The organism is Novosphingobium sp. RL4, from assembly GCF_035658495.1.
Taxonomy (GTDB): domain Bacteria; phylum Pseudomonadota; class Alphaproteobacteria; order Sphingomonadales; family Sphingomonadaceae; genus Novosphingobium.
The window spans coordinates 89,849-110,011 of sequence record NZ_CP141944.1 but is presented as its reverse complement, the minus strand read 5'-3'; the positions used below and the strand labels follow the sequence as shown (position 1 = coordinate 110,011).

Genomic DNA, 20,163 nt, shown 5'->3' with positions numbered 1-20,163 from the left:
GCGTCTGCTTCGGGGCCTTTTTTGCGATCACTTCGTCTCGGAAGTCCGGTCTTCTTCCGGCACCTTTCGCATCGGCACTGCCGAGAGCCAGTCTTCCATCGCCTCGATATCGATGCCGCCCCGCGTGCGGTCCATACCGCCGATGAAGCCGCTGAAGCCGTCGCCGCCTTCGGCCAGGAAGTTGACCACGCTTACCCGGTAGCTCTTCGCCGGATCGAGCGGCTTGCCGTTCAGCGTGATTGCCGTGATCCGCGAGCCTGAGGGGCGGCGCATGTCGAAGGCGATCCGCATGCCGGCGCTGGGCGTAAGCATCTGCTTGTCGCCGGTATCGTCGAGCCCCTGTTCAAGCGTCGCGCGGATGGCCGCGCCGGTCAGCGACATGGTGACGAGTTCGTTGTTGAACGGCTCCACCGCATAGATCTGGCCGAAGGTCACGGTGCCGTCTGCCGCCGGGATCAGCGAGGTGCGGATGCCGAAGGGGTTGGTGAAGGCGATCTGCGCGCCGGCCTTGAGGGTCGCGGCGAGCTGCGAATCGGCGATCAGGTTGCCGAGAGAGCCGCCTTGCGCGGTGCCGTTTCCTTCTTCCTTGCCAAGCGGGCCGGACAGATGACCCACCGGCCGGGCGACGAGGTGCAGCGAGGCATCCTTGTAGCGCTGGATGAACGCCGCGACGTCGGCTCGGGGTTGGAACTGCGGGAAGGCCGCGCTGTTGGCAACCTCGCCCTTGGCGGACTTGTAGGCGGCGGACTGCACGATCAGGTTGTGCGCCTGCTTGTCGATCAACTTGTGCGTCACCGGGTCGAACTTCAGCGTGATGTCCGTCACCAGCTTGCCGTAGACGCCCGCGCTGGTCAGCAGGATCGGCCCGGCCCGGGTGTTGGCGGTGTAGTCGCAGACATAGGCCCAGTGGGTATGCCCCGAAACCACGAGATCGACGCCGGGATTCAGGTGATCGAGGATGGGTTCGATCTCGCCGGTCATCTGGTTGCAGCCGTTGGGATCGGGCGTACCGGTGGTGCGTCCGCCCTGATGGATCAGCACGACCACGGCATCCGCGCCCTGCGCCTTCAGCGCCCCGGCGGCGCGGTTGATCGTCTCCGCCTCGTCCGCGAACTTCAGCCCTTCCACCCGGTCGGGCGCGACGAGCGTGGGCACCGTCTTGAGCGAAAGGCCCACGAAGCCGACGGTGATCCTGTCCTTGCCCTCGCCGAAGGTCTTGATGCCGGTGGCGGGGAACAGCGGTGAACCGTCAGCCAGGGTCGTGCTGGCGGCGAGGTACTTGTAGCTGGCGCCCTTGAAGGCTTCGAGCTGGCAGGGCTGGACCCGCGTGTTCTTCTCGCAGCCGCCGTTCTGGAGGCGCCGCAGTTCCTTCCAGCCCCGGTCGAATTCGTGATTGCCCACCGCGTTGAATTCCACGCCGACGCGGTTCATCACGCCCACCGCAGGCTCGTCGAGATAGAGCGAGGAGGCGAGCTGTGAGGCGCTGGTCAGATCGCCCGCCGCCACGACGACGTTGTTGGCATGCCTTGCCTTCAGCGAATCCACCGCAGATGCGAGCCAGGCTCCGCCGCCCGCCGGCACCGAAACTTCGTTGCCCTGTCCGTCCGGCGCATCGACCGATTGGTTCGGCGGTTCCAGCGCGCCGTGGAAATCGTTGATGGCGATCACGCCGACCTCGATCGGGGCCGCGGCTTGTTGCTGGGTGGGGCCGGATACGGGCGTCGTTGCGCAACCGGCAAGCAGCGCGGCCATGAGCGAGGCGGAAAGGAGCGGGAGATGACGGGGGAGGGAGAGAGTCATGCCCCTGCTCCTATCGGATCATTGCGCGGCGCGGCAACGATTTTTCGCGCCATTTTGCACCTCGCCAGACCCACTGCTTGACACGGTTTACACAGTCCAGGGGACGAAAAAGCGGCTCCCTTGCCGCAGACCCGCCGCCGGGTCCGGCCGAAGTGGAAGGAGGGGGTCTGCGTGAGCCATGCCGGTCAGGATATTGCGCAACGGCAACTGTAGGAAAGCGGAACGTTCAGTCCGCGTCGTCCTCCAGGCCATGCATATCGTCGTCGGAAAGGCCGAAGTGGTGGCCAACTTCGTGGACCACCACATGCGTCACGAGGTCTTCCAGCGTCACCCCGGTCTCGCACCATTCCGCCAGTAGCGGCTGGCGGTAGAGGGTGATGCGCGGGCGGAACTCTCCCGCGACCCAGACGGATTCCTCGTCCAGCGGGCGGCCGTGGTAGAGGCCGGTCAGTTCCCATGCATCTTCCAGCCCGACGGCGCGCAGGGTGTCCTCGTCCGCGAACTCCTCGACGTGGACGGTCACCCCGTCGAGGTGCTGCGCGAACGGTTCGGGAATGCGCGCGAAGGCGGCATGGGCGAGAGCCTCGAACACGTCGGGCCCGGGGGCATTGCCGAAGCGAGTGGACAGGCCTGACGTCATGATGGCTACTCCTGCACGGCATCCGGCGCGACGATGCGCCCGATACCCGCAGCGGTCGAGGGGTGATAGGTCGGCCTGGCTTCGGCGAAGAAGTCCCGCGCCTTGGGCTGGCCCCAGTCGCCCTGCTTCATCAGCCCCTTGTAGAGCGGATAGACCAGCAGCCCGCGCCCGATCCGCGAAAGATAGCCGCGCAGATAAGGTACTGCCGGATCGTAGCGGTTGGTGATGGCCAGTTCGAACCAGGCCGACTGGACATAGGCATTGCCCGAGGCCGAGAGTCCGAGCGTCTCGTCCAGTTCCTTCAGGCGCGCGGGCGTCTGCCGGCGGTCGATGCCGTTGAGGAAGCGCAGCCATTCCTGCGTGGTCCAGCCCTTGGGCTGCACCGCGCTGGCGGGGCCGCCCGCATTGAAGGCCGCCAGCTTTGTATCGATTTTCGCCAGTGTGGCGCTGTGGACGCGAACGGCATTGCCGGGCAGGCCCGCGCCGTAGGACCAGCGGTCGAGCTGGAGTTTCAGTTCGAGGTCGGGCTGCCCCTTCAGCAGGCGTTCGCGCAGGTCCGACAGGAATCCGGCGGTGGTCTGCGGCTGGAAAGCGTGGCGGTCGAAGTAGGAAGTGAGATAGGCGTCCCACTTCTCGCGGCCCACGGTGTATTCGATCATGCGCAGGAAGTTGGACCCCTTGGTATAGTCCACCTCGCCCGCGCCCGGTTCACCGTTCAGGCGCGTGGCGGCGCCGGTCTGGCCGCCGGCATCGGCGATTTCGCGGCTCATCACGTCCCAGTCGAGATCGGCATACGTCGCGGCCTGCTCCTTGCCGTAGAGCGACTCCATGATGCGGTTCTCGAAGTAGGTGGTGAAGCCCTCGTTCAGCCACGAATCCGACCAGGTGGCATTGGTGACGAGGTTGCCCGACCACGAATGCGCCAGTTCATGCGCGACGACATCGGTGTTTGAGCGGTCCCCCGTGACGATGGTTGGCGTCAGGAAGGTCAGCATCGGGTTTTCCATGCCGCCGTAAGGGAAGGCAGGCGGCAGCACGAGCATGTCGTACCGGCCCCAGCGATAGGGACCGTAGAGCTTGCTGGCGGCGTCGATCATCTTTTCGACGTCGACGAATTCCTTCGCCGCCTTGTCCAGCATCGGCGCCTCGGTCCAAACGCCGGAACGCGGGCCGAGCGACTTGAACTTGAGATCGCCCACCGCAAAGGCGATCAGGTAGGGCGGCACCGGCTTGTCCATGCGGAAGCGGAATTGGCGGCGGCCGTCGGGCAGCGCCTCTCCCTTGTCGCCCGAAAGCTTTTCCGCGCTCATCACCGCAACCATGTCGCCCGGCACGCGCAGGGTGGCTTCCCAGGTCTGGCGGATGCCGGGGCTGTCCTGCGTCGGCACCCAGGAACGGTTGAGGATTGCCTGGCCCTGGCTGAACAGGAAGGGCTTCTTCTTTCCGAAGGTCATCTCCGGCGGCAGCCATTGCAGCGCGGTGGCGCCGGGCTTCGACCGGTAGGTTATCCGGATCTGCCTGGCACCGGCCAGTTCGACGGTGAGCGCCGAACCGATGTCCTTGTCCTTCGGGCCAAGCGTCCATTTCAGCGGCTTGCCGGCAGGGTCGGTTATCGCGGCAATGTCGATATCGTCGGCGTCGAGCACGATCTGTGCCGCATCGGGGGCGGCCAGCACGTCAAGCACGGCGCTCCCCGCGAGAGTCTTCGTGCCGAAATCGACGTCGAGATCGAGGGCGACATGGGTGACGCGGGCAACCTGAGGCTGGGCGTGAGTCCAGACGTCTTTCGCGTCGGGCGTCGTCAGGATCGGGGCAGGCGCTGTCTGGGCGATGGCAGGGGAGGCGGCAGGGGAGGCGGCAGGGGCGGCGGTTCCGGCAAGCAGCGCGGCAGCAAGGAGAATACGCATGGGCGCGACTTATGGCCGCGCCCATGCCGGCGTGCAAGCTACAGCGTCGCGGGGAAGATGTTGAACTTTCGCGTTCCTCCGGCCCGCGCGATCGCGGCCTGCACGTCGGGGCGGTGCTTGAGGGTTTCGAGGCCCGCCGCGAAGGGTGAGGGCGGCAGGTTCGCCGGGAGCGGATCGTAGTCGCTGAGCTGGGTCAGCGCGTTGATCCGGCGATCCGGGTCGTCCAGCCGGGCGATCATCGATGCGGCTGCCGCGTCGATCCGGCCAGTGCAGATCTGCAGGTCGGTAACCGCCTCGGGATGGTCGGCCGCGTGGGCTTCGGCATAGGCGAGGTCGGCCTGTGCCAGGTCGGTCTTGCCCAGCGCCTGCGCCGCGCAGCCCCGCGCCAGGCGCAGTTCCATCACGCCGTAGGGGCTGGCCATGCTGTCCGTCTTGCCTTCGACGGTGGCCAGCGTGGCAAGGGCAGCGTCGTCGTGCCCGAAGCGTGAATGGAGATAGGCCAGGTTGATGGTCTGGCTGAAGTTGCCGGCGCCTCGTTCGCCGCCCTCGATGGCCTTGCGATAGGCCGCAGCCGCCTCGTCGTAGCGGCCGAGCTGTTCGTAAGTGCGGGCCATGCCGTCCCACCACCAGTTGAGCTGCTTGTCGTGATCCGAAAACTGCTTGGAAAGCACCCCTTCCGGCCGTGCGGCCTCCAGCGTGGCAAGCGCCTTTTCGGCCTGGCCGAGCGTGCGCCGGGATGCGGCGATGGCGATGGGCAGTTCGAGCAGGCCGGGGCGGGTGACGCTGCGGCTTTCCAGCGCTGCGATCTGCCGTTCATAGGCGGCGCGCAAGTCGAAGCTGGCGGGCAGCATGTCCCGAAGCGCGGGGTCCAGGGTTATCTCGCGCAGGGCATCGGCGGACCGGATCGCCGCTATCTGAGCAGCCGCGGCCGGTCGATCGCCGGAGGAGAGGAGCAGGCGCGCATAGGACCGGCGCATCCAGTCGAACGCCATGTCTTCCTTGCCCCGCGCGAATTCGGGCGCGGTGAGCAGCGCGAGGAGGCGGCGATAGGCCGGGTTGTCCTTGTCCTCCTGGAACTTCCGGCTAAGCGCGAAGAGCCATTCGGTGTCGACACCGTCGATCCCTTCCGGAAGGCGCTGCTGCATGGCTTCCAGCGTGGCGACGGCGTCCTCCGGCTTGCCGCCGTCGAGTTCGATGCCGAAGCGCAGCGTCCATGCGATCTCGGGCGCACCGGTGATGGCCGTGGCGGCGCGGGCATGGACGAGCGCGGGTTCGATCCGGTTCGTCCGCGCTTCGCACAGGGTCGAGATCAGCAGGAAGGGAAAGCGGACCGGTTCTTCCAGCGCCGGGAAATCCTTGCTGGCGACGATGGGCGAGACCTGGCCCAAGGCACCCTCGCAGTTTTCCGCTTCCATGTAGCGCTGCGCCTGCGTGAGCGCGGTAGCTGCCGTCTGGCCGATATCCTTGCGGGCCAAGGCTGCCTGCGGAGCCAGGGCCAGTGCCAGACCTGCCAGCAGTGCCGCGCGCGCGGATGCACCGCGTCCGAATTTCGTCATGTCGTCCCCCATTGCCGAGCGGCCATGCTAGGGGAGCGGAGTTGGCTTGTCAGCCGGGCAAAGCGTTAAAATCGCGGTCATTTCGGACGGTGCCGGCAGGCAGGGAAGCGCGCGGCTTCCCTGCCCTTTACCGTCACACGTCGAGGTTGGCGACGTTCAGCGCATTTTCCTGAATGAAGTCGCGGCGCGGTTCCACCACGTCACCCATCAGGCGGGTGAAGATCTCGTCGGTGACGTCTGCATCCTCGACCTTGACCTGGAGCAGGGCGCGGTTTTCCGGGTCCAGCGTGGTTTCCCAGAGCTGCTCCGCGTTCATTTCGCCCAGGCCCTTGTAGCGCTGGATCGAGAGGCCCTTGCGGCCCGCGGCGAGCACGGCTTCGAGAAGCTGCGAAGGGCGGCTGATGATATCGCCGCCAGCCACCGGACGGGCGGTGGGGGTTTCCTCCTCGCCATCGGTGGTTTCGGCTTCGACCGCTGCCGCACTGGCGCGAACGAGGCGGGCGGTGGCGGAATAGACTTCGGCGTTCTCCACCGCGAGCTTGGCGAGCTTGCGGGCTTCGGCGCTGGCAAGGAAGCCTGCTTCGATCTTGTGGTGATCGGTGACGCCGCGCCAGAGGCGCTCGATCTCGAGATTGCCGTCCTCGGTGAGGCGGGCGGTCCACTTCGCCTCGGGATCGCCGAGGTCGAGCCACTGGGTCGAGCGGTTGAGCGCGTTGGTGCGGTCCGCCGGCGAGAGATCAGGTGCGAATGCGCCGGCGATCGCCAGGGCTTCGATGATGACGGGATCGAAGCGTCGGGGAACGAAAGCCATGAGGTTGCGCATGCGGATCGCATGTTCGACCAGCGCCTCGAGGTCCGCGCCCATGCGCGCGCCGCCTTCGGTTTCCAGCACGCGGCCGGCAAGGCCCGCCTCGACAAGGTAGCGATCGAGCGCGGGATTGTCCTTGAGGTAGACTTCCGAGCGTCCCTTGGCGACCTTGTAGAGTGGCGGCTGGGCGATGAAGAGGTGCCCGGAACGGATGATGTCCGGCATCTGGCGATGGAAGAACGTCAGCAGCAGGGTGCGGATATGCGCACCGTCGACGTCTGCGTCGGTCATGATGACGATCTTGTGGTAGCGCAGCTTCTCAAGGTTGAAGTCGTCGCGGATGCCCGTGCCCATGGCCTGGATCAGCGTGCCGACCTCCTTCGAGGAGATGATGCGGTCGAACCGCGCGCGCTCCACGTTGAGGATCTTGCCCTTGAGCGGCAGGATCGCCTGGGTCTTGCGGTCGCGGCCCTGCTTGGCGCTGCCACCTGCCGAGTCACCCTCGACCAGGAACAGTTCGCACTTGCTGGGATCGCGCTCCTGGCAGTCCGCCAGCTTGCCGGGCAGCGAGGCGATGTCCATCGCACCCTTGCGGCGCGTCAGTTCGCGGGCGCGCTTGGCAGCTTCGCGCGCGGCGGCGGCGTCGATCACCTTCTGGATGATGGTCTTGGCGTGGCCGGGGTTTTCCTCCAGCCATTCGCTCATCTTGTCGGCCATCAGCGATTCGAGCGGCTGGCGCACTTCCGAGGAGACCAGCTTGTCCTTGGTCTGCGAGGAGAACTTGGGATCGGGCAGCTTGACCGAGACGATCGCGGTCAGGCCTTCGCGCATGTCGTCGCCCGAGAGCGAGACCTTTTCCTTCTTGAGCAGGCCCGAACGCTCGGCATAGCCGTTGAGCGTGCGGGTCAGCGCCGCGCGGAACGCGGCCAGGTGGGTGCCGCCGTCACGCTGCGGAATGTTGTTCGTGAAGCACAGCACGTTCTCGTAGTAGGAATCGTTCCACTCGAGCGCGACTTCCATGCCGATGCCGTCCTTGTCCGCGCCGATCGCGATCGGTTCGGGCATGAGCGCCTGCTTGTTGCGGTCGAGGTATTTCACGAAGGCGCCGATGCCGCCTTCGTAGTAGAGGTCATGCTCCAGCGGTTGCTCATGGCGGTTGTCGCGCAGCTTGATGCGCACGCCGGAATTGAGGAACGCGAGTTCGCGGTAGCGGTGCTCGAGCTTGTCGAAATCGAATTCGGTGACGTTCTTGAACGTGTCGGTCGAGGCGAGGAAGGTCACGCGGGTGCCCTTCTTGAAGCCGTTGTCGTCCGCATTGTCCGCAACCTTCGGTGCGGTGCCCCGCACTTCCAGCGGGTTCACGGCATCGCCGTGGGCGAACTTCATCCAGTGTTCCTTGCCCTCGCGCCAGATCGTGAGTTCCAGCCATTCGGACAGGGCATTGACCACCGAGACGCCCACGCCGTGGAGGCCGCCGGAAACCTTGTAGGCATTGTCGTCCGAGGTGTTCTCGAACTTTCCGCCCGCGTGGAGCTGGGTCATGATGACCTCGGCGGCGGAGACGCCTTCCTCGGCATGGATGCCGGTGGGGATGCCGCGTCCGTTGTCTTCCACCGAGACGGAGCCGTCGGCGTTGAGTTCGATCAGCACGAGGTCGCAGTGACCTGCCAGTGCCTCGTCGATGGCGTTGTCCGAGACTTCGAAGACCATGTGATGCAGGCCCGAACCATCGTCGGTATCGCCGATGTACATGCCCGGCCGCTTGCGTACCGCATCCAGCCCCTTGAGGACCTTGATCGAGTCAGCGCCGTAGCTGTTCTGGTTCTTGCCGTTGTCGGGCCCGGTGCCGGGCGTGCTGTCTTCGGTGCTTGCCATGCCGAGCATATAGGGTTTGGCGGCTATAAACCCAAGCAAAACCGGGTTCGGGGGCGGGCTTTTCCACAAGGATTGAACTCTCCCGGAAAACGTCCTCCGTGCGGTGTCGCCAACCTGTTGCCGAGGAGCGCCCGGTTGCGCGCGGCGCATGCCCGGCTGACGGGGAATCCGGGATCGCGGTTGTGCCGGACGCAAAAAAGGCGGCCACGAGGGCCGCCCTTCTGTCTAGTCGGAAATGCCGACCCTCAGATGAGGGTGACGGCAAATGCCAGAGCGCTCACACCCAGCGCTGCGGCAAAACCGAACGTCTTTTCGACGATGGTCATTGAAATGCTCCTGCAAACATTCTTGTTTTCTTTTTATCGCATGCATGGCTCTTCTCGTCGCTCATGCTGCAAGTGCGAGATAGGCTTGATTGGAATTTCTGCAACGTCAAAAGCAACAATCTTGCTTGCTATTTATGCAACTGCATTGCCGGTTCCGGGAAGCGCGCAAAATGGCAGGTGCAGGGCCTGCGCGTACTGGACACTCGCACTATCCCGCTATAGTGGCCGCCCATGACTACTTCGACTCCTGGCCAGAGCCCTACCCAGACGTCCGATTCCATCCTGATCGTCGATTTCGGCAGTCAGGTCACGCAGCTCATCGCTCGCCGCGTGCGGGAAGCCGGCGTCTATTCCGAAATCGCCCCGTTCAACGCCGCGAAGGAAGCCTTCGCCCGCATGAACCCTGCCGGCGTGATCCTTTCCGGATCGCCAGCGTCGGTGCTGGACGCGAACGGTCCCCGCATTCCTGACGAAATCCTCGATAGCGGCCTGCCGATGCTGGGCATCTGCTACGGCCAGCAGTCGCTGATGCATCAGCTTGGCGGCGAAGTGCTGTCGGGAGATTCGGGTGAGTTCGGCCGCGCCTTCATCGAGATCGGTGACGATTGCGCGCTGTTCGACGGGCTCTGGGCCAAGGGGGAAAGCCATCAGGTCTGGATGAGCCACGGCGACAAGGTGACCAGCCTCGCTCCCGGCTTCCGCCCGGTGGCATCGAGCGCCGGCGCGCCCTTCGCGGTGATCGCCAACGACGAGAAGCGCATCTACGCGATGCAGTTCCACCCCGAAGTCGTGCACACGCCCGACGGCGGCAAGCTGCTCAAGAACTTCGTCCGTCACGTCTGCGGCCTTGCCGGCGACTGGACCATGGCCGAGTTCCGCAAGACCAAGATCGAGGAAATCCGCGCGCAGGTCGGCGAAGGTCGCGTGATCTGCGGCCTGTCGGGCGGCGTCGATTCGGCGGTTGCGGCGCTGCTGATCCACGAGGCGATCGGCGACCAGCTCACTTGCGTCTTCGTTGACGGCGGCGTGCTGCGCATGGGCGAGGCCGAGCAGGTCGTCAGCCTGTTCCGCGGCCACTACAACATCCCGCTGGTACACGTCGATGCCTCGACCCTGTTCCTCAAGGGTCTTGAAGGCGTCACCGACCCTGAAGCCAAGCGCAAGTTCATCGGCAAGACCTTCATCGACGTCTTCGAGGACGAAGCGAAGAAGATCGGCGGCGCCCAGTTCCTGGCGCAGGGCACGCTCTATCCGGACGTGATCGAATCGGTCTCGTTCACCGGCGGTCCCTCGGTGACGATCAAGAGCCACCACAACGTCGGCGGCCTGCCCGAGCGCATGAACATGCAGCTCGTCGAGCCGCTGCGCGAACTGTTCAAGGACGAGGTCCGCGTGCTCGGCCGCGAACTCGGCCTGCCCGAGATCTTCGTGGGCCGCCATCCGTTCCCCGGACCGGGCCTGGCGATCCGTATCCCTGGCGAAGTGACCCGCGAACGCTGCGACATCCTGCGCAAGGCCGATGCGATCTACCTCGAGGAAATCCGCAACGCGGGTCTCTATGACGCGATCTGGCAGGCTTTCGCGGTGCTGCTGCCGGTCAAGACCGTGGGTGTCATGGGCGACGGCCGCACCTACGACAGCGTCTGCGGCCTGCGCGCCGTCACCTCGACTGACGGCATGACCGCGGACATCTACCCGTTCGACGCCGCCTTCCTGTCGCGCGTCGCGACCCGCATCATCAACGAGGTCAAGGGCATCAACCGCGTGGTCTACGACTACACCTCGAAGCCGCCGGGCACGATCGAGTGGGAGTGATCCCGCGCATGCATTGAGTTTTCCAAGGAGCCGGGTCCCCAGGGATGCCGGCTCCTTCTCTTTCAGAGCAGGAAGCCGCGGCCTTCGAGGCGGAGCAGGAAGGCTTTTGCTTCCAGCCCGCCCGCGAACCCGGTGAGGGTGCCGTTCGCGCCGACTACCCGGTGGCAGGGCGCGACAATCGAGATGGGGTTGCGGCCGTTCGCGGCGCCCACGGCGCGGCTTGCACTGGGGCGGCCAAGGGCCACGGCGATCTCGCCGTAGCTGCGCGTTTCGCCGAAGGGGATCAGGAGAAGCTGGGCCCAGACGCTCTTCTGGAAATCGGTGCCGCGAAAGTCGAGGGGGAGGTCGAACGATTGTCGCTTCCCGGCGAAGTAGTCGGCAAGCTGTGCCTTGGCTTCGTCCAGGATCGGATGGCTTTCCGAATCCGCGATGTCGCCAAGTCGCACCCGGCTGGGGTCGTCGTTCTCCCAGAGGATCGCTGCAAGGCCCCGGTCTCCGGCAATCAGCGTGAGCTCACCGACGGGAGAGGGCATCTTGTTTCGGAGCAGCGGCATCGGGCGGTCTTTCCGTGTTCGAACGAGGTCTCCCGGCTCCAGTAGTTCAGTGCCGCCGCCGCGGCCAGTGCGCCGCCTCGCTCGCCCACAGAGCCCACCAGATCAGTACCGGCTGCAAGGCGAGGCGCGGGATATGATAGGCGAGGCCCAGGCCGTGGCCGGGGTTTGCCAGATCGATAAGCATATGCTGGGCGTTGGCGGGCCAGACGCAGAGGGCGTAAGCGGCCAGGCCCCAGCCGGCGGCTTTGCGCAAACCGTTTGAGAAGGGCTGGAGCAATCCCGCCGCGCCGAGGATTTCCGCCACGCCGGTCAGCGAGACGGTTGTGGCGGGGGCGGGTACCCATCCCGGAACGATCGAGACAAACGGCGCGGGAAGGACAAGGTGGAGAATGCCTGCGGCCAGGTAGAAGAATGCCAGCAGCCACCGCGGGATGTATCGCCGCAAGGCTCTTCCGCGCATCACTTGCCGCATGGTCCGCAACGCAGAAGGCGGCCGCGGGTCATGCCCGGGCCGCCTTCCTCAGGGGACGCTTCAGGTTCTACTTGGCCGATGCGGCTTTCGGCTTGGTATAGGGCACGAAGTCCTGCAGGCCGACGAATCCGCTCCACATGCTCGGCGTGCTGCGGCTGTGAAGCTGCACGGTATCGAGACGGCAGAGCTGGCTCGAATAGAGCTTCGTGACGAGGATATCGTCCGAATCGAGCCGGTCAGCATTGGTCGGACGGTTGACGTAGAGCGTTCTGCCGACGCGGTAGACGAGCGCGGTCTTGTCGATCACCTGAGTGTCCTGCGACTGGCTGAGCTGGATGCAGGATACCGGGTCTCCGGCCACGCGGCCGTCGAGCAGCTTTGCAAGCTGTTCCTCGCCGGTCAATTTCTGGCGGGCGTTCACGGTGGGCGCGGCGAGCAGGCTTGCCGCGATCAGCGTGGCGCCGACGACATGCTTCAGTGACATGGTCTTTACCTCACTTTCCCAACCCTAGATCGTGACTATGGCACGGTTCGTCTGAACCTGCGCTGAAATTATTCGCCGCTTGCAGGGCTCTTGCAGAATGGCAGCGAGATAACGGCAGCGACTGGATCGATCAGGCAGTCCCACCCACGGTAATGCCCTCGATCAGCAGGGTCGGCTGGCCGACGCCGGCCGGAACGCTTTGTCCGCCCTTGCCGCAGATGCCGACGCCGCGATCGAGTTCGAGATCGTTGCCGATGCCGGTGACGCGCGTGAGGACCGACGGGCCGTCACCGATCAGCGTGGCGCCCTTGATCGGCGCGCCGAGCTTGCCGTTCTCAACCTTGTAGGCCTCGTTGCACGAGAACACGAACTTGCCCGAGACGATATCGACCTGGCCGCCGCCCATCGATTTCACGAAGATGCCGCTCTTCATGCGGGAGAGCAATTCGGCCGGATCGTCGTTGCCCGCTTTCATGAAGGTGTTCGTCATGCGGACCTGGGGCGCGTGGGCATAGTTCTCGCGGCGGCCGTTACCGGTCGATTGCACGCCCATCAGGCGGGCGTTCATGCGATCCTGCATGTAGCCTTTGAGGATGCCGTCCTCGATCAGCACGGTTTCCTGCGTGGGGGTGCCTTCGTCGTCGATGGAGAGCGAGCCGCGCCGGTCCGCGATCGAGCCATCGTCGACGATGGTGACGCCGGGAGCTGCCACGCGTTCGCCGATGCGGCCGGAGAAGGCGGAAGTTCCCTTGCGGTTGAAGTCACCCTCAAGCCCGTGGCCGACGGCTTCGTGGAGGATCACGCCGGGCCAGCCGGGGGCCATCAGCACGGCCATTTCCCCGGCGGGAGCGTCCACGCTCTCCAGGTTGACGAGCGCCTGGCTGAGCGCGGTGTCGATAGCCCGGTTCCAGTTCGCAGGGTCGAACAGCGAATCGTAGAGATGGCGGCCGCCCATGCCGAACGATCCCGTTTCGCGGCGGCCGTTGCTTTCCGCGACGATCGACACGCTCAGGCGTACCAGCGGGCGCACGTCGGTGGCGATGAAGCCGTCAGGCCGCACGATCTCGATTACCGACCACTGCCCGGTCAGGCTTGCGCTGACCTGCGAGACGCGCGGATCGCGGGCGCGGGCGGCGGCGTCGATGGTCTCCAGCAGCTTTACCTTGGCCTCGAAGGGCACGAGATCGAGCGGCGAGACGTCGGTATAGAGGTGGCGGTTGCTTTTCTGCGGCGCTGCCGGACGGATCGTGCCGGTGGCGGGGTCCAGCAGTTGCAGGGTCTCGCCCGCACGGCGGATGGCGGCGGGGGAAATCTCGTTCGCATGCGCGAAGCCGGTCATCTCGCCGGTTACGCCGCGCAGGCCGAAACCGGCATCGCGCGAATAATCCGCCGTCTTCAGGCGGCCGTCATCGAAGCCGAAGGCTTCGGTGGCCATGAACTGCATGTAGAGTTCGCCGTCCTCGCAATTGCGCAGGGTTTCGGCGGCGAGTGCCTGTGCATCCTCGGGCGAAAGCTGGCGATAGAGGAGCGAGCGCGGGTCGGTCATGGTCATGCCTCCCGATATAGGCCGCACGGGGCGGGAGGCAATACGGGAGGGAGACGGGAAGGGAGGGGGCACCGAAGCCCCCGCCGGACTACCTGTTCAGGCTGCCTGCTGGTCGGCCGGGCCGCCCTTGAGGACAAAATGACGGTCACAGTAGCCGCAATCGACGTAGCCTTTCTCGTCGATCTCCAGCCACACGCGGGGGTGGCCGAGGGCGGCGGGGGCGTAATTCCCCGTGGCGCGGATGTCAGTGGCCCCGTCGCAGGAAACGCGGTGGGAATCGGTGAAGACGGTTTCGGGCTGCGTGCTCATGGATCGGCCGATTACCAAGCCTTCACGGGAATTTCCAGCGGGCAAATGGTCCCGGCGCATTGTTGGGCGCGCCGGGACCATTTCCGTCAGGCTTCAGGCGGGTACGGCGAGCGCACCGGCTTCGGCCAAGGCATCGGCAACGGCCTTTTCGCGGACTTCCGGACCGATGGCGATGCCTTCGGCAAGCACGAAGATCGGATCGCTGATGCCCACGAAGCCGAGCACGGCGCGCAGGTAGCTTTCGGCATGTTCGACAGCGGCGCCGGGCTGGCCTTCACCGTAGTAGCCGCCGCGCGACAGGGCGACATAGACCTTCTTGCCGCCAGCGAGACCCTGCGGACCTTCGGCGGTGTACTGGAAGGTCTTGCCGGCCACGAGGACGCGGTCGAACCAGGCCTTGAGCTGGCTGGGAATGGTGAAGTTGTACATGCCCGCGCCGATCACGACGACGTCGGCGGCCAGGAATTCCGCGAGTTCGGGAGTACCGTCGGGGTTGCCGAGCACGTCGAGCGTCAGGTGCGGCAGGGCCTCGGCGGCGAGGTCGTGGTAAGTGACTTCGAGCGAGGGATCGGCCTTGGTCAGGGTGGCGACGATCTCCGCCGAAACGGCGCGGCTGACCGAGTTTTCGCCAAGAATGCTGGAATCGAGATGGAGAAGCTTCATGGGAGAGAACCTCTAAGGGGTGGTCTGGAAAAATGGTGGTCTGGAAAAGTGACTGGCCATAGCTATGTTGCACTGCGACGGACGCCAAGAGCGCATTTTTTCAGGACCAGGTACCATGGAGATGACCACCTTCGACGCGGCGGAACAGGCGGCGGAACAGATTGCGGAAAGCCCGCCCGAAACCGGACCGGCCATCGTACACTCGGCAAGTGCATGCCGGGTTATCGGCGATATTCTCAGCCGCGTGGGCGACAAGTGGTCGATGCTGGTCGTGATGACCCTGCTGGAGGGCGACCTGCATTTCAACGAGTTGAAGCGCGCGATCAACGGGATCTCGCAGCAGATGCTTTCCCGAACCTTGCGCGCCCTGGAGCGGGACGGACTGGTGGTGCGCACCGTTCACGCCAGCGTGCCGGTTCGTGTCGAATATTCCCTCAGCGACCTTGGCCGTTCGCTTTCGCAGCCGGTGCAGGCACTGGGCTCATGGGCTTTTGCCAACCGCCCTGCGATCGAGGCCAGCCGTTCGGTCTTCGATGAGCGCAGCGACGCCTGACGGCGGCCCTATTCCAGCTTGAGGTGCAGGGCGGCAAGCCCCCGGATGATGTAGCTGGGCTCATAGGCGATGCGGCGCGCTTCGGCGGGGCCGTGATGCTCTTCGTCCAGGGTGATGCTGCGGGTCTGTTCGAGCAGCCGGTCGAGCAGGACCGAGACTTCGGCGCGGGCCAGCGGCGCGCCGGCGCAAGTGTGGGCACCGCGGCCGAAAGCGACATGTTCCTTGATGCGCGGCCGCCCGATCACGAACCGCTCGGGTTCATCCCAGCGGCGCGGGTCGCGATTGGCCGCCGCGAGCGAGATGACGAGGCGCTGACCGGCGGGGATCTCCACGCCCGCCAGCGTCGTTCGGCGCGAGGCGATGCGGAAGGTGGCCTTGGTCGAACCTTCTATGCGCAGGACTTCTTCCAGGAACGGGCCGATCAGGCTGCGATCCTCCCGCAGGCGCTGCTGGAGTGGCTGGTCCTCGGCAAGGCGGCGCAGGGCATTGCCGATCAGTTTGGCGCTGGTGTCCTGTCCGGCCGCGAACAGGAACATGGCGGACTTGACCACTTCCATCGCGTCCGGCGTCGATCCATCGGGATAGCGGGCAAGCGCCATTTCCGTCATCACGTCGTCCTGCGGAACGGCGCGGCGTTCCGCGATGTAGCGGGCGAAGTAGCCGGCCATCGCCAACAGGGGATGAATGCTCTGGCCATCGTCGGCGGCATCCATGTTGCCCGGCGGCGGCGCGGAATCGATGAGCGCGCGGAAGGCCTCGCGGTCCTGCGCGGGAACGCCCAGCAAGTCGGCGATGACCATGGTGACGAAGGGCGTCGCCACTTCGGCCACCAGTTCGCAGCCGCCACGTTCGACAAGGCCGCGCACCATGTCTTCGGCATAGCCGCGCATGAATTCGCCGTTCGCGCGTAGCCGCGAAGGCGTGAACAGCGGGTTGAGCAAGGACCGCGCCGCTGCGTGCCGGTTTCCGTCATAGGATACCAGCAGTTCCATCTCCCCGCTGGGATGGGCCGCAAGCTGCGCCGAAATGTCGTCACCTTCGGGTTCGAAAGGGAGCGGCGCCAGCGGATCGGGGTTGAGCCATGACGAGAAATCGCGGGTGTTCAGGAGCACTTCCACGGCTTCGGCGAAACCCGTCACGATCAGCACGTCGCGGCCCGGCATCTGCGTGACCGCGCCCCGCGCGCGCAGGCTTTCGAAATAATCGTAGGGGTCCAGCAAGACGGCATGGTCGGTGAAATAGTCGCGTTCCGCGATGCCGGCCTCGGGGGTGGTTGCCATGGTTCTTCTCCCGATCATCCGCAGGATCGTGCTGTCCTACAATTATGATATATTGTGGATCGTAAATCCAACGAAGAAGCGCGTCAACGCCGGGAATGGCTGCGCGGCGCACACGCGCCCTTTACTGGCGCGCGAACCTGCCCCACATGCGGGCCATGACCAGCACGACCTCTGCCGCCATCTCGATCCGCGACCTCAAGAAGCGCTATGCGCCCGCCGGCAGCGGCGAGGGCAAGCTGGCGCTCAAGGGCGTGTCGTTCGACGTGCCCGAGGGCGGCATCTTCGGGCTGCTCGGCCCGAACGGGGCGGGCAAGTCGACGCTCATCAACATCATGGCGGGCCTCGTCCGCAAGACTTCGGGCACGATCGACATCTGGGGCTTCGATATCGACAGGCACCAGCGCAACGCAAAGCGTTCGATCGGCATCGTGCCGCAGGAAATCGTGTTCGACCCGTTCTTCACGCCGTTCGAGGTGCTGGAGAATCAGGCCGGGCTCTACGGCATCACCAAGGCGCTTCGCCGTTCGGAAGAGCTGCTGCGGGCGGTCCATCTTTCCGACAAGCGCGATGCTTACGCCCGCACCCTTTCGGGCGGCATGAAGCGTCGTCTGCTGATCGCCAAGGCGCTGGTCCACCAGCCGCCGGTGCTCGTGCTCGACGAGCCGACCGCAGGTGTCGACGTCGAACTGCGCCGCCAGCTCTGGGAACTGGTCAGCGAACTGAACCGCGAAGGCGCGACGATCGTGCTGACCACGCACTACCTCGAGGAAGCCGAGGAACTGTGCGACCGTATCGCCATCATCAATCATGGCGAACTGATCGCCAACAAGCCGACTCGCGAACTGGTCGGCATGGCACGCGAGAAGATCCTCGTCCTCACCTTCGACCGCGACGTGACCGCGTTGCCCACCCATCCCGGTTTCCTCAAGTCGGAAAAGATCGGCGAACGGGTCCTGCAGGTCACTTACGACAAGGACCGCAGCAATGCCGGGGAAATCCTGTCGGCCGTGCAGGCGCAGGGCTTCGCCATCGTTGACGTGACCACGCGCGAGGCGGATCTGGAGGACGTGTTCGTCAGCCTCACGAGTGCCGTGGCGGCCTGAAAAGGGCGATGAGCTACATCTATCTCGTCATCGCCATCATTGCGGAAGTCATCGCGACCTCGTTCCTGAAACAGTCCGAGGGTTTTGCGAAGCTGGTACCCACCGCGATCATGGCGGCGGGGTACATCGTGGCGTTCTTCTGCCTGTCGCTCGCCCTGCGGAGCATCCCGACGGGCGTGGCCTATGCGATCTGGTCAGGCGTGGGGATCGTCCTGATCACGGCGATCGCGTGGATATTCCAGGGTCAAAAGCTCGATGTCCCGGCCTTGATCGGAATTGCGCTCATCATGGCGGGCGTGATGGTGATGAACCTGTTCTCCGGAGCGGCCGGGCACTGACGGTTCGGCAATTCGCCGCCGGGGCCTCTCCAGCTTGCCCCGATCAGCTTTTTTCCGTGTCCTCTTTCCATACCTTGTGCGCCTGGCGGCGTATATCCTTGCCGCAACCCAGACATGTCGAGGTATAGTGCGTGCCGTCCCAATGTACGGTGTTCCGGTTGGGTTCGTGTCGGTTGAAAGTGCAAAGCACCGTTTGAAATGGTTGCTTGGAAAAGGCTGACATTGCGGCACGCTCCGTACTGGAGTTCAGATCACGAAGCAGTTCCAACTGCTTCCCTGCGTGCGACCGCCCGGCAGACCTCGTGCGTTTTTCTGATTATCTTGTTGTGAATGCTCGGCAACCTTACCCCTTGCGACGCTGCACTGCAACATGATTGCAGGGCAAATACGGATGCAAAGCTAAATATTGCGCACCGGTCATAGTCTGGGCATGGAGCCGTCATGACCATGTCCAATGTCCCCTCCGACAATGCTTGCTCCAGCGCCCATGATGTCATCGTCGTCGGCTCCGGCGCTGCCGGCCTCACCGCGGCGCTTGCGCTGGCAGACAGGCTGAAGGTTCTCGTGCTGGCGAAGGGCAGTCTCACCGGCGGCTCCACCGCCTGGGCGCAAGGGGGCATCGCGGCGGTGCTCGACGCGGGAGATACCTTCGAGGAGCACATCAACGACACCATGATCGCCGGCGCCGGCCTCAACCGGCTGGAGACCGTGGAGTTCGTGATCGAGCGCGCACCTCATGCGATCGAGCGGCTGGTCGAACTGGGGGTGCCGTTCAACACCGAGGGCAGCGAACTGCACCTCACCCGGGAGGGCGGCCATTCCCACCGCCGCATCGTCCACGTCGCCGATGCGACCGGCTGGGCGGTGCAGAGCGCGCTGCTCAAGGCGGCGGAAAGCCATCCCAACATCACCCTGCTGCCCGGTCAGTCCTGCATAGACCTCATCACCGGGCGCCATGAACTGCGCTATTCGGGATCGGGCCGGGTCTGGGGCGTCTATGCGCTCGACGAAAAGACCGGCCGCGTCGAGGCGCACACCGCCGCCGCGACGATCCTTGCCACTGGCGGGGCGGGCCGCGTCTACCAGTTCAGCACGGCGCCGCGCGGCGCCACCGGAGACGGCATCGCCATGGCCTGGCGGGCGGGCGCGCGCGTTTCCAACATGGAAATGATGCAGTTCCACCCGACCTGCCTTTACAACCTCGACGTGAAGAACTTCCTCATCACCGAGGCTGTTCGCGGCGAAGGCGGGCAGCTCAGGCATCCCGTCACCGGGCACCGTTTCATGCCCGATTACGACGAGCGCGCCGAACTGGCCCCGCGCGATGTCGTGGCCCGCGCCATCGACGACCAGATCAAGCGCTATGGCCTCGACTATGTCCACCTCGACATCAGCCACCAACCCGAAGCGTTCATCCGCGAGCATTTCCCGAACATCTACGAGAAGCTGCTCGGCCTCGGCATCGACATGACGAAGGAGCCGATCCCGGTCGTCCCGGCGCAGCACTATACCTGCGGGGGCGTGCTCATCGATCTCGATGGCAAGACCGACCTGCCCGGCCTCTATGCGGCCGGGGAATGCACCGAAAGCGGCCTTCACGGCGCCAACCGCCTCGCCTCGAACTCGCTGCTCGAATGCTTCGTCTTCGGGGAGGCCTGTGCCGCGCATATCCTCGACAACTGGGATACGTTCGACGCGCCCCCGCCGGTTCGCGCCTGGGATGAAAGCCGCGTGACCGATTCCGACGAGGAAGTCGTCATCAAGCAGAACTGGACGGAAATCCGGCGCTTCATGTGGAACTACGTCGGCATCGTGCGCACGACCAAGCGCCTCGAACGCGCCATGCACCGCATCCAGATGCTCAACGGCGAGGTGGAGGAATACTACCGCCACTTCCGCGTGCGCACGGACCTGATCGAACTGCGCAATCTGCTGCAGACCGCCGAACTCATCGTGCGATCCGCGCTGCATCGGCATGAGAGCAGGGGCCTGCATTTCACGCTGGACTATCCGGAGACGGAAGGGGAACCGCACGATACGGTGCTCGTGCCCTGACGGAACAAGGGGGCGTGGCACCGCCCCCGTCCACCTAGGTCGTAAACTCATAAACGGCACCATCGAGGCGCCCAAATGG

Annotated in this window: 17 protein-coding genes; 5 read left to right on the top strand and 12 right to left on the bottom strand. The window is 65.1% G+C overall.

Annotation, left to right across the window (positions count from 1 at the left end; all coding sequences use genetic code 11):
• Positions 1-27: 27 nt before the first annotated feature.
• The 5 genes from U9J33_RS00495 to gyrB form a co-directional block, all read right to left on the bottom strand.
• Positions 28-1,800 (bottom strand): bifunctional metallophosphatase/5'-nucleotidase, encoded by a 1,773-nt coding sequence (locus U9J33_RS00495; protein WP_324697150.1) that lies wholly within the window; start codon positions 1,798-1,800, stop codon positions 28-30.
• 226 nt (positions 1,801-2,026) lie between these two features.
• Positions 2,027-2,440, bottom strand: coding sequence for a metallopeptidase family protein (locus U9J33_RS00490; protein WP_054442248.1), 414 nt, complete (start codon positions 2,438-2,440; stop codon positions 2,027-2,029).
• 5 nt (positions 2,441-2,445) lie between these two features.
• The gene (locus tag U9J33_RS00485) at positions 2,446-4,347 is read right to left on the bottom strand and encodes a M1 family metallopeptidase (protein ID WP_324697146.1); all 1,902 of its coding nucleotides are present in this window, start codon (positions 4,345-4,347) and stop codon (positions 2,446-2,448) included.
• 38 nt (positions 4,348-4,385) lie between these two features.
• Positions 4,386-5,903 carry a tetratricopeptide repeat protein gene (locus U9J33_RS00480; RefSeq protein ID WP_324697144.1) on the bottom strand — a complete coding sequence of 506 codons (1,518 nt, stop codon included), beginning with the start codon at positions 5,901-5,903 and terminating at the stop codon, positions 4,386-4,388.
• Positions 5,904-6,036: 133 nt separating this feature from the next.
• Positions 6,037-8,586 (bottom strand): DNA topoisomerase (ATP-hydrolyzing) subunit B, encoded by a 2,550-nt coding sequence (gyrB, locus tag U9J33_RS00475; RefSeq protein ID WP_324697142.1) that lies wholly within the window; start codon positions 8,584-8,586, stop codon positions 6,037-6,039.
• Between the two features lie 557 nt (positions 8,587-9,143).
• On the opposite strand from gyrB, the gene guaA reads away from it, so the two are divergent.
• Complete coding sequence (gene guaA / locus U9J33_RS00470) at positions 9,144-10,727, top strand: glutamine-hydrolyzing GMP synthase (RefSeq protein ID WP_054442251.1); 1,584 nt, start codon at positions 9,144-9,146, stop codon at positions 10,725-10,727.
• A 62-nt stretch (positions 10,728-10,789) separates the two neighbouring features.
• Here guaA and U9J33_RS00465 read toward each other — a convergent pair whose 3' ends face one another.
• From U9J33_RS00465 to U9J33_RS00440, 6 genes are all read right to left on the bottom strand, one after another.
• Positions 10,790-11,281: a methylated-DNA--[protein]-cysteine S-methyltransferase gene (locus U9J33_RS00465; protein ID WP_324697140.1), complete on the bottom strand. Its 492-nt coding sequence runs from the start codon at positions 11,279-11,281 to the stop codon at positions 10,790-10,792.
• A 46-nt stretch (positions 11,282-11,327) separates the two neighbouring features.
• A complete protein-coding gene (locus U9J33_RS00460; protein ID WP_324697138.1) occupies positions 11,328-11,726 on the bottom strand; it encodes a DoxX family protein in 399 nt (132 codons plus the stop codon).
• A gap of 94 nt (positions 11,727-11,820) precedes the next feature.
• Positions 11,821-12,237 (bottom strand): hypothetical protein, encoded by a 417-nt coding sequence (locus U9J33_RS00455; RefSeq protein ID WP_420719850.1) that lies wholly within the window; start codon positions 12,235-12,237, stop codon positions 11,821-11,823.
• Between the two features lie 130 nt (positions 12,238-12,367).
• On the bottom strand, positions 12,368-13,789 hold the full coding sequence (gene tldD / locus U9J33_RS00450; RefSeq protein ID WP_132468676.1) for a metalloprotease TldD: 1,422 nt from the start codon (positions 13,787-13,789) through the stop codon (positions 12,368-12,370).
• Positions 13,790-13,879: 90 nt separating this feature from the next.
• Complete coding sequence (locus U9J33_RS00445; protein ID WP_054442253.1) at positions 13,880-14,092, bottom strand: zinc-finger domain-containing protein; 213 nt, start codon at positions 14,090-14,092, stop codon at positions 13,880-13,882.
• 93 nt (positions 14,093-14,185) lie between these two features.
• Positions 14,186-14,755: an FMN-dependent NADH-azoreductase gene (locus tag U9J33_RS00440; protein ID WP_185998484.1), complete on the bottom strand. Its 570-nt coding sequence runs from the start codon at positions 14,753-14,755 to the stop codon at positions 14,186-14,188.
• 115 nt (positions 14,756-14,870) lie between these two features.
• Here U9J33_RS00440 and U9J33_RS00435 point away from each other — a divergent pair, with 115 nt between their 5' ends.
• A complete protein-coding gene (locus tag U9J33_RS00435; protein ID WP_185998485.1) occupies positions 14,871-15,308 on the top strand; it encodes a winged helix-turn-helix transcriptional regulator in 438 nt (145 codons plus the stop codon).
• Positions 15,309-15,316: 8 nt separating this feature from the next.
• On the opposite strand, the gene U9J33_RS00430 is transcribed toward U9J33_RS00435, so the two are convergent.
• Positions 15,317-16,588, bottom strand: coding sequence for a cytochrome P450 (locus U9J33_RS00430; protein ID WP_324697133.1), 1,272 nt, complete (start codon positions 16,586-16,588; stop codon positions 15,317-15,319).
• Positions 16,589-16,743: 155 nt separating this feature from the next.
• On the opposite strand from U9J33_RS00430, the gene U9J33_RS00425 reads away from it, so the two are divergent.
• The 3 genes from U9J33_RS00425 to nadB all read left to right on the top strand — a co-directional run bounded on the left by U9J33_RS00425 (position 16,744) and on the right by nadB (position 20,084).
• Positions 16,744-17,691, top strand: coding sequence for an ABC transporter ATP-binding protein (locus tag U9J33_RS00425; RefSeq protein WP_054442307.1), 948 nt, complete (start codon positions 16,744-16,746; stop codon positions 17,689-17,691).
• 8 nt (positions 17,692-17,699) lie between these two features.
• Positions 17,700-18,029 carry a DMT family transporter gene (locus U9J33_RS00420; protein WP_185998488.1) on the top strand — a complete coding sequence of 110 codons (330 nt, stop codon included), beginning with the start codon at positions 17,700-17,702 and terminating at the stop codon, positions 18,027-18,029.
• Positions 18,030-18,470: 441 nt separating this feature from the next.
• On the top strand, positions 18,471-20,084 hold the full coding sequence (gene nadB / locus U9J33_RS00415; protein ID WP_324697129.1) for an L-aspartate oxidase: 1,614 nt from the start codon (positions 18,471-18,473) through the stop codon (positions 20,082-20,084).
• The last annotated feature ends 79 nt before the right edge of the window (positions 20,085-20,163 follow it).

Excerpts from the sequence above, each read along its gene's own strand:
- U9J33_RS00495 (WP_324697150.1), bottom strand. The coding sequence starts at position 1,800 with ATGACTCTCTCCCTCCCCCGTCATCTCCCGCTCCTTTCCGCCTCGCTC.
- U9J33_RS00490 (WP_054442248.1), bottom strand. The coding sequence starts at position 2,440 with ATGACGTCAGGCCTGTCCACTCGCTTCGGCAATGCCCCCGGGCCCGAC.
- U9J33_RS00485 (WP_324697146.1), bottom strand. The coding sequence starts at position 4,347 with ATGCGTATTCTCCTTGCTGCCGCGCTGCTTGCCGGAACCGCCGCCCCT.
- U9J33_RS00480 (WP_324697144.1), bottom strand. The coding sequence starts at position 5,903 with ATGACGAAATTCGGACGCGGTGCATCCGCGCGCGCGGCACTGCTGGCA.
- gyrB (WP_324697142.1), bottom strand. The coding sequence starts at position 8,586 with ATGGCAAGCACCGAAGACAGCACGCCCGGCACCGGGCCCGACAACGGC.
- guaA (WP_054442251.1), top strand. The coding sequence starts at position 9,144 with ATGACTACTTCGACTCCTGGCCAGAGCCCTACCCAGACGTCCGATTCC.
- U9J33_RS00465 (WP_324697140.1), bottom strand. The coding sequence starts at position 11,281 with ATGCCGCTGCTCCGAAACAAGATGCCCTCTCCCGTCGGTGAGCTCACG.
- U9J33_RS00455 (WP_420719850.1), bottom strand. The coding sequence starts at position 12,237 with ATGTCACTGAAGCATGTCGTCGGCGCCACGCTGATCGCGGCAAGCCTG.
- tldD (WP_132468676.1), bottom strand. The coding sequence starts at position 13,789 with ATGACCATGACCGACCCGCGCTCGCTCCTCTATCGCCAGCTTTCGCCC.
- U9J33_RS00445 (WP_054442253.1), bottom strand. The coding sequence starts at position 14,092 with ATGAGCACGCAGCCCGAAACCGTCTTCACCGATTCCCACCGCGTTTCC.
- U9J33_RS00440 (WP_185998484.1), bottom strand. The coding sequence starts at position 14,755 with ATGAAGCTTCTCCATCTCGATTCCAGCATTCTTGGCGAAAACTCGGTC.
- U9J33_RS00435 (WP_185998485.1), top strand. The coding sequence starts at position 14,871 with ATGGAGATGACCACCTTCGACGCGGCGGAACAGGCGGCGGAACAGATT.
- U9J33_RS00430 (WP_324697133.1), bottom strand. The coding sequence starts at position 16,588 with ATGGCAACCACCCCCGAGGCCGGCATCGCGGAACGCGACTATTTCACC.
- U9J33_RS00425 (WP_054442307.1), top strand. The coding sequence starts at position 16,744 with ATGACCAGCACGACCTCTGCCGCCATCTCGATCCGCGACCTCAAGAAG.
- U9J33_RS00420 (WP_185998488.1), top strand. The coding sequence starts at position 17,700 with ATGAGCTACATCTATCTCGTCATCGCCATCATTGCGGAAGTCATCGCG.
- nadB (WP_324697129.1), top strand. The coding sequence starts at position 18,471 with ATGACCATGTCCAATGTCCCCTCCGACAATGCTTGCTCCAGCGCCCAT.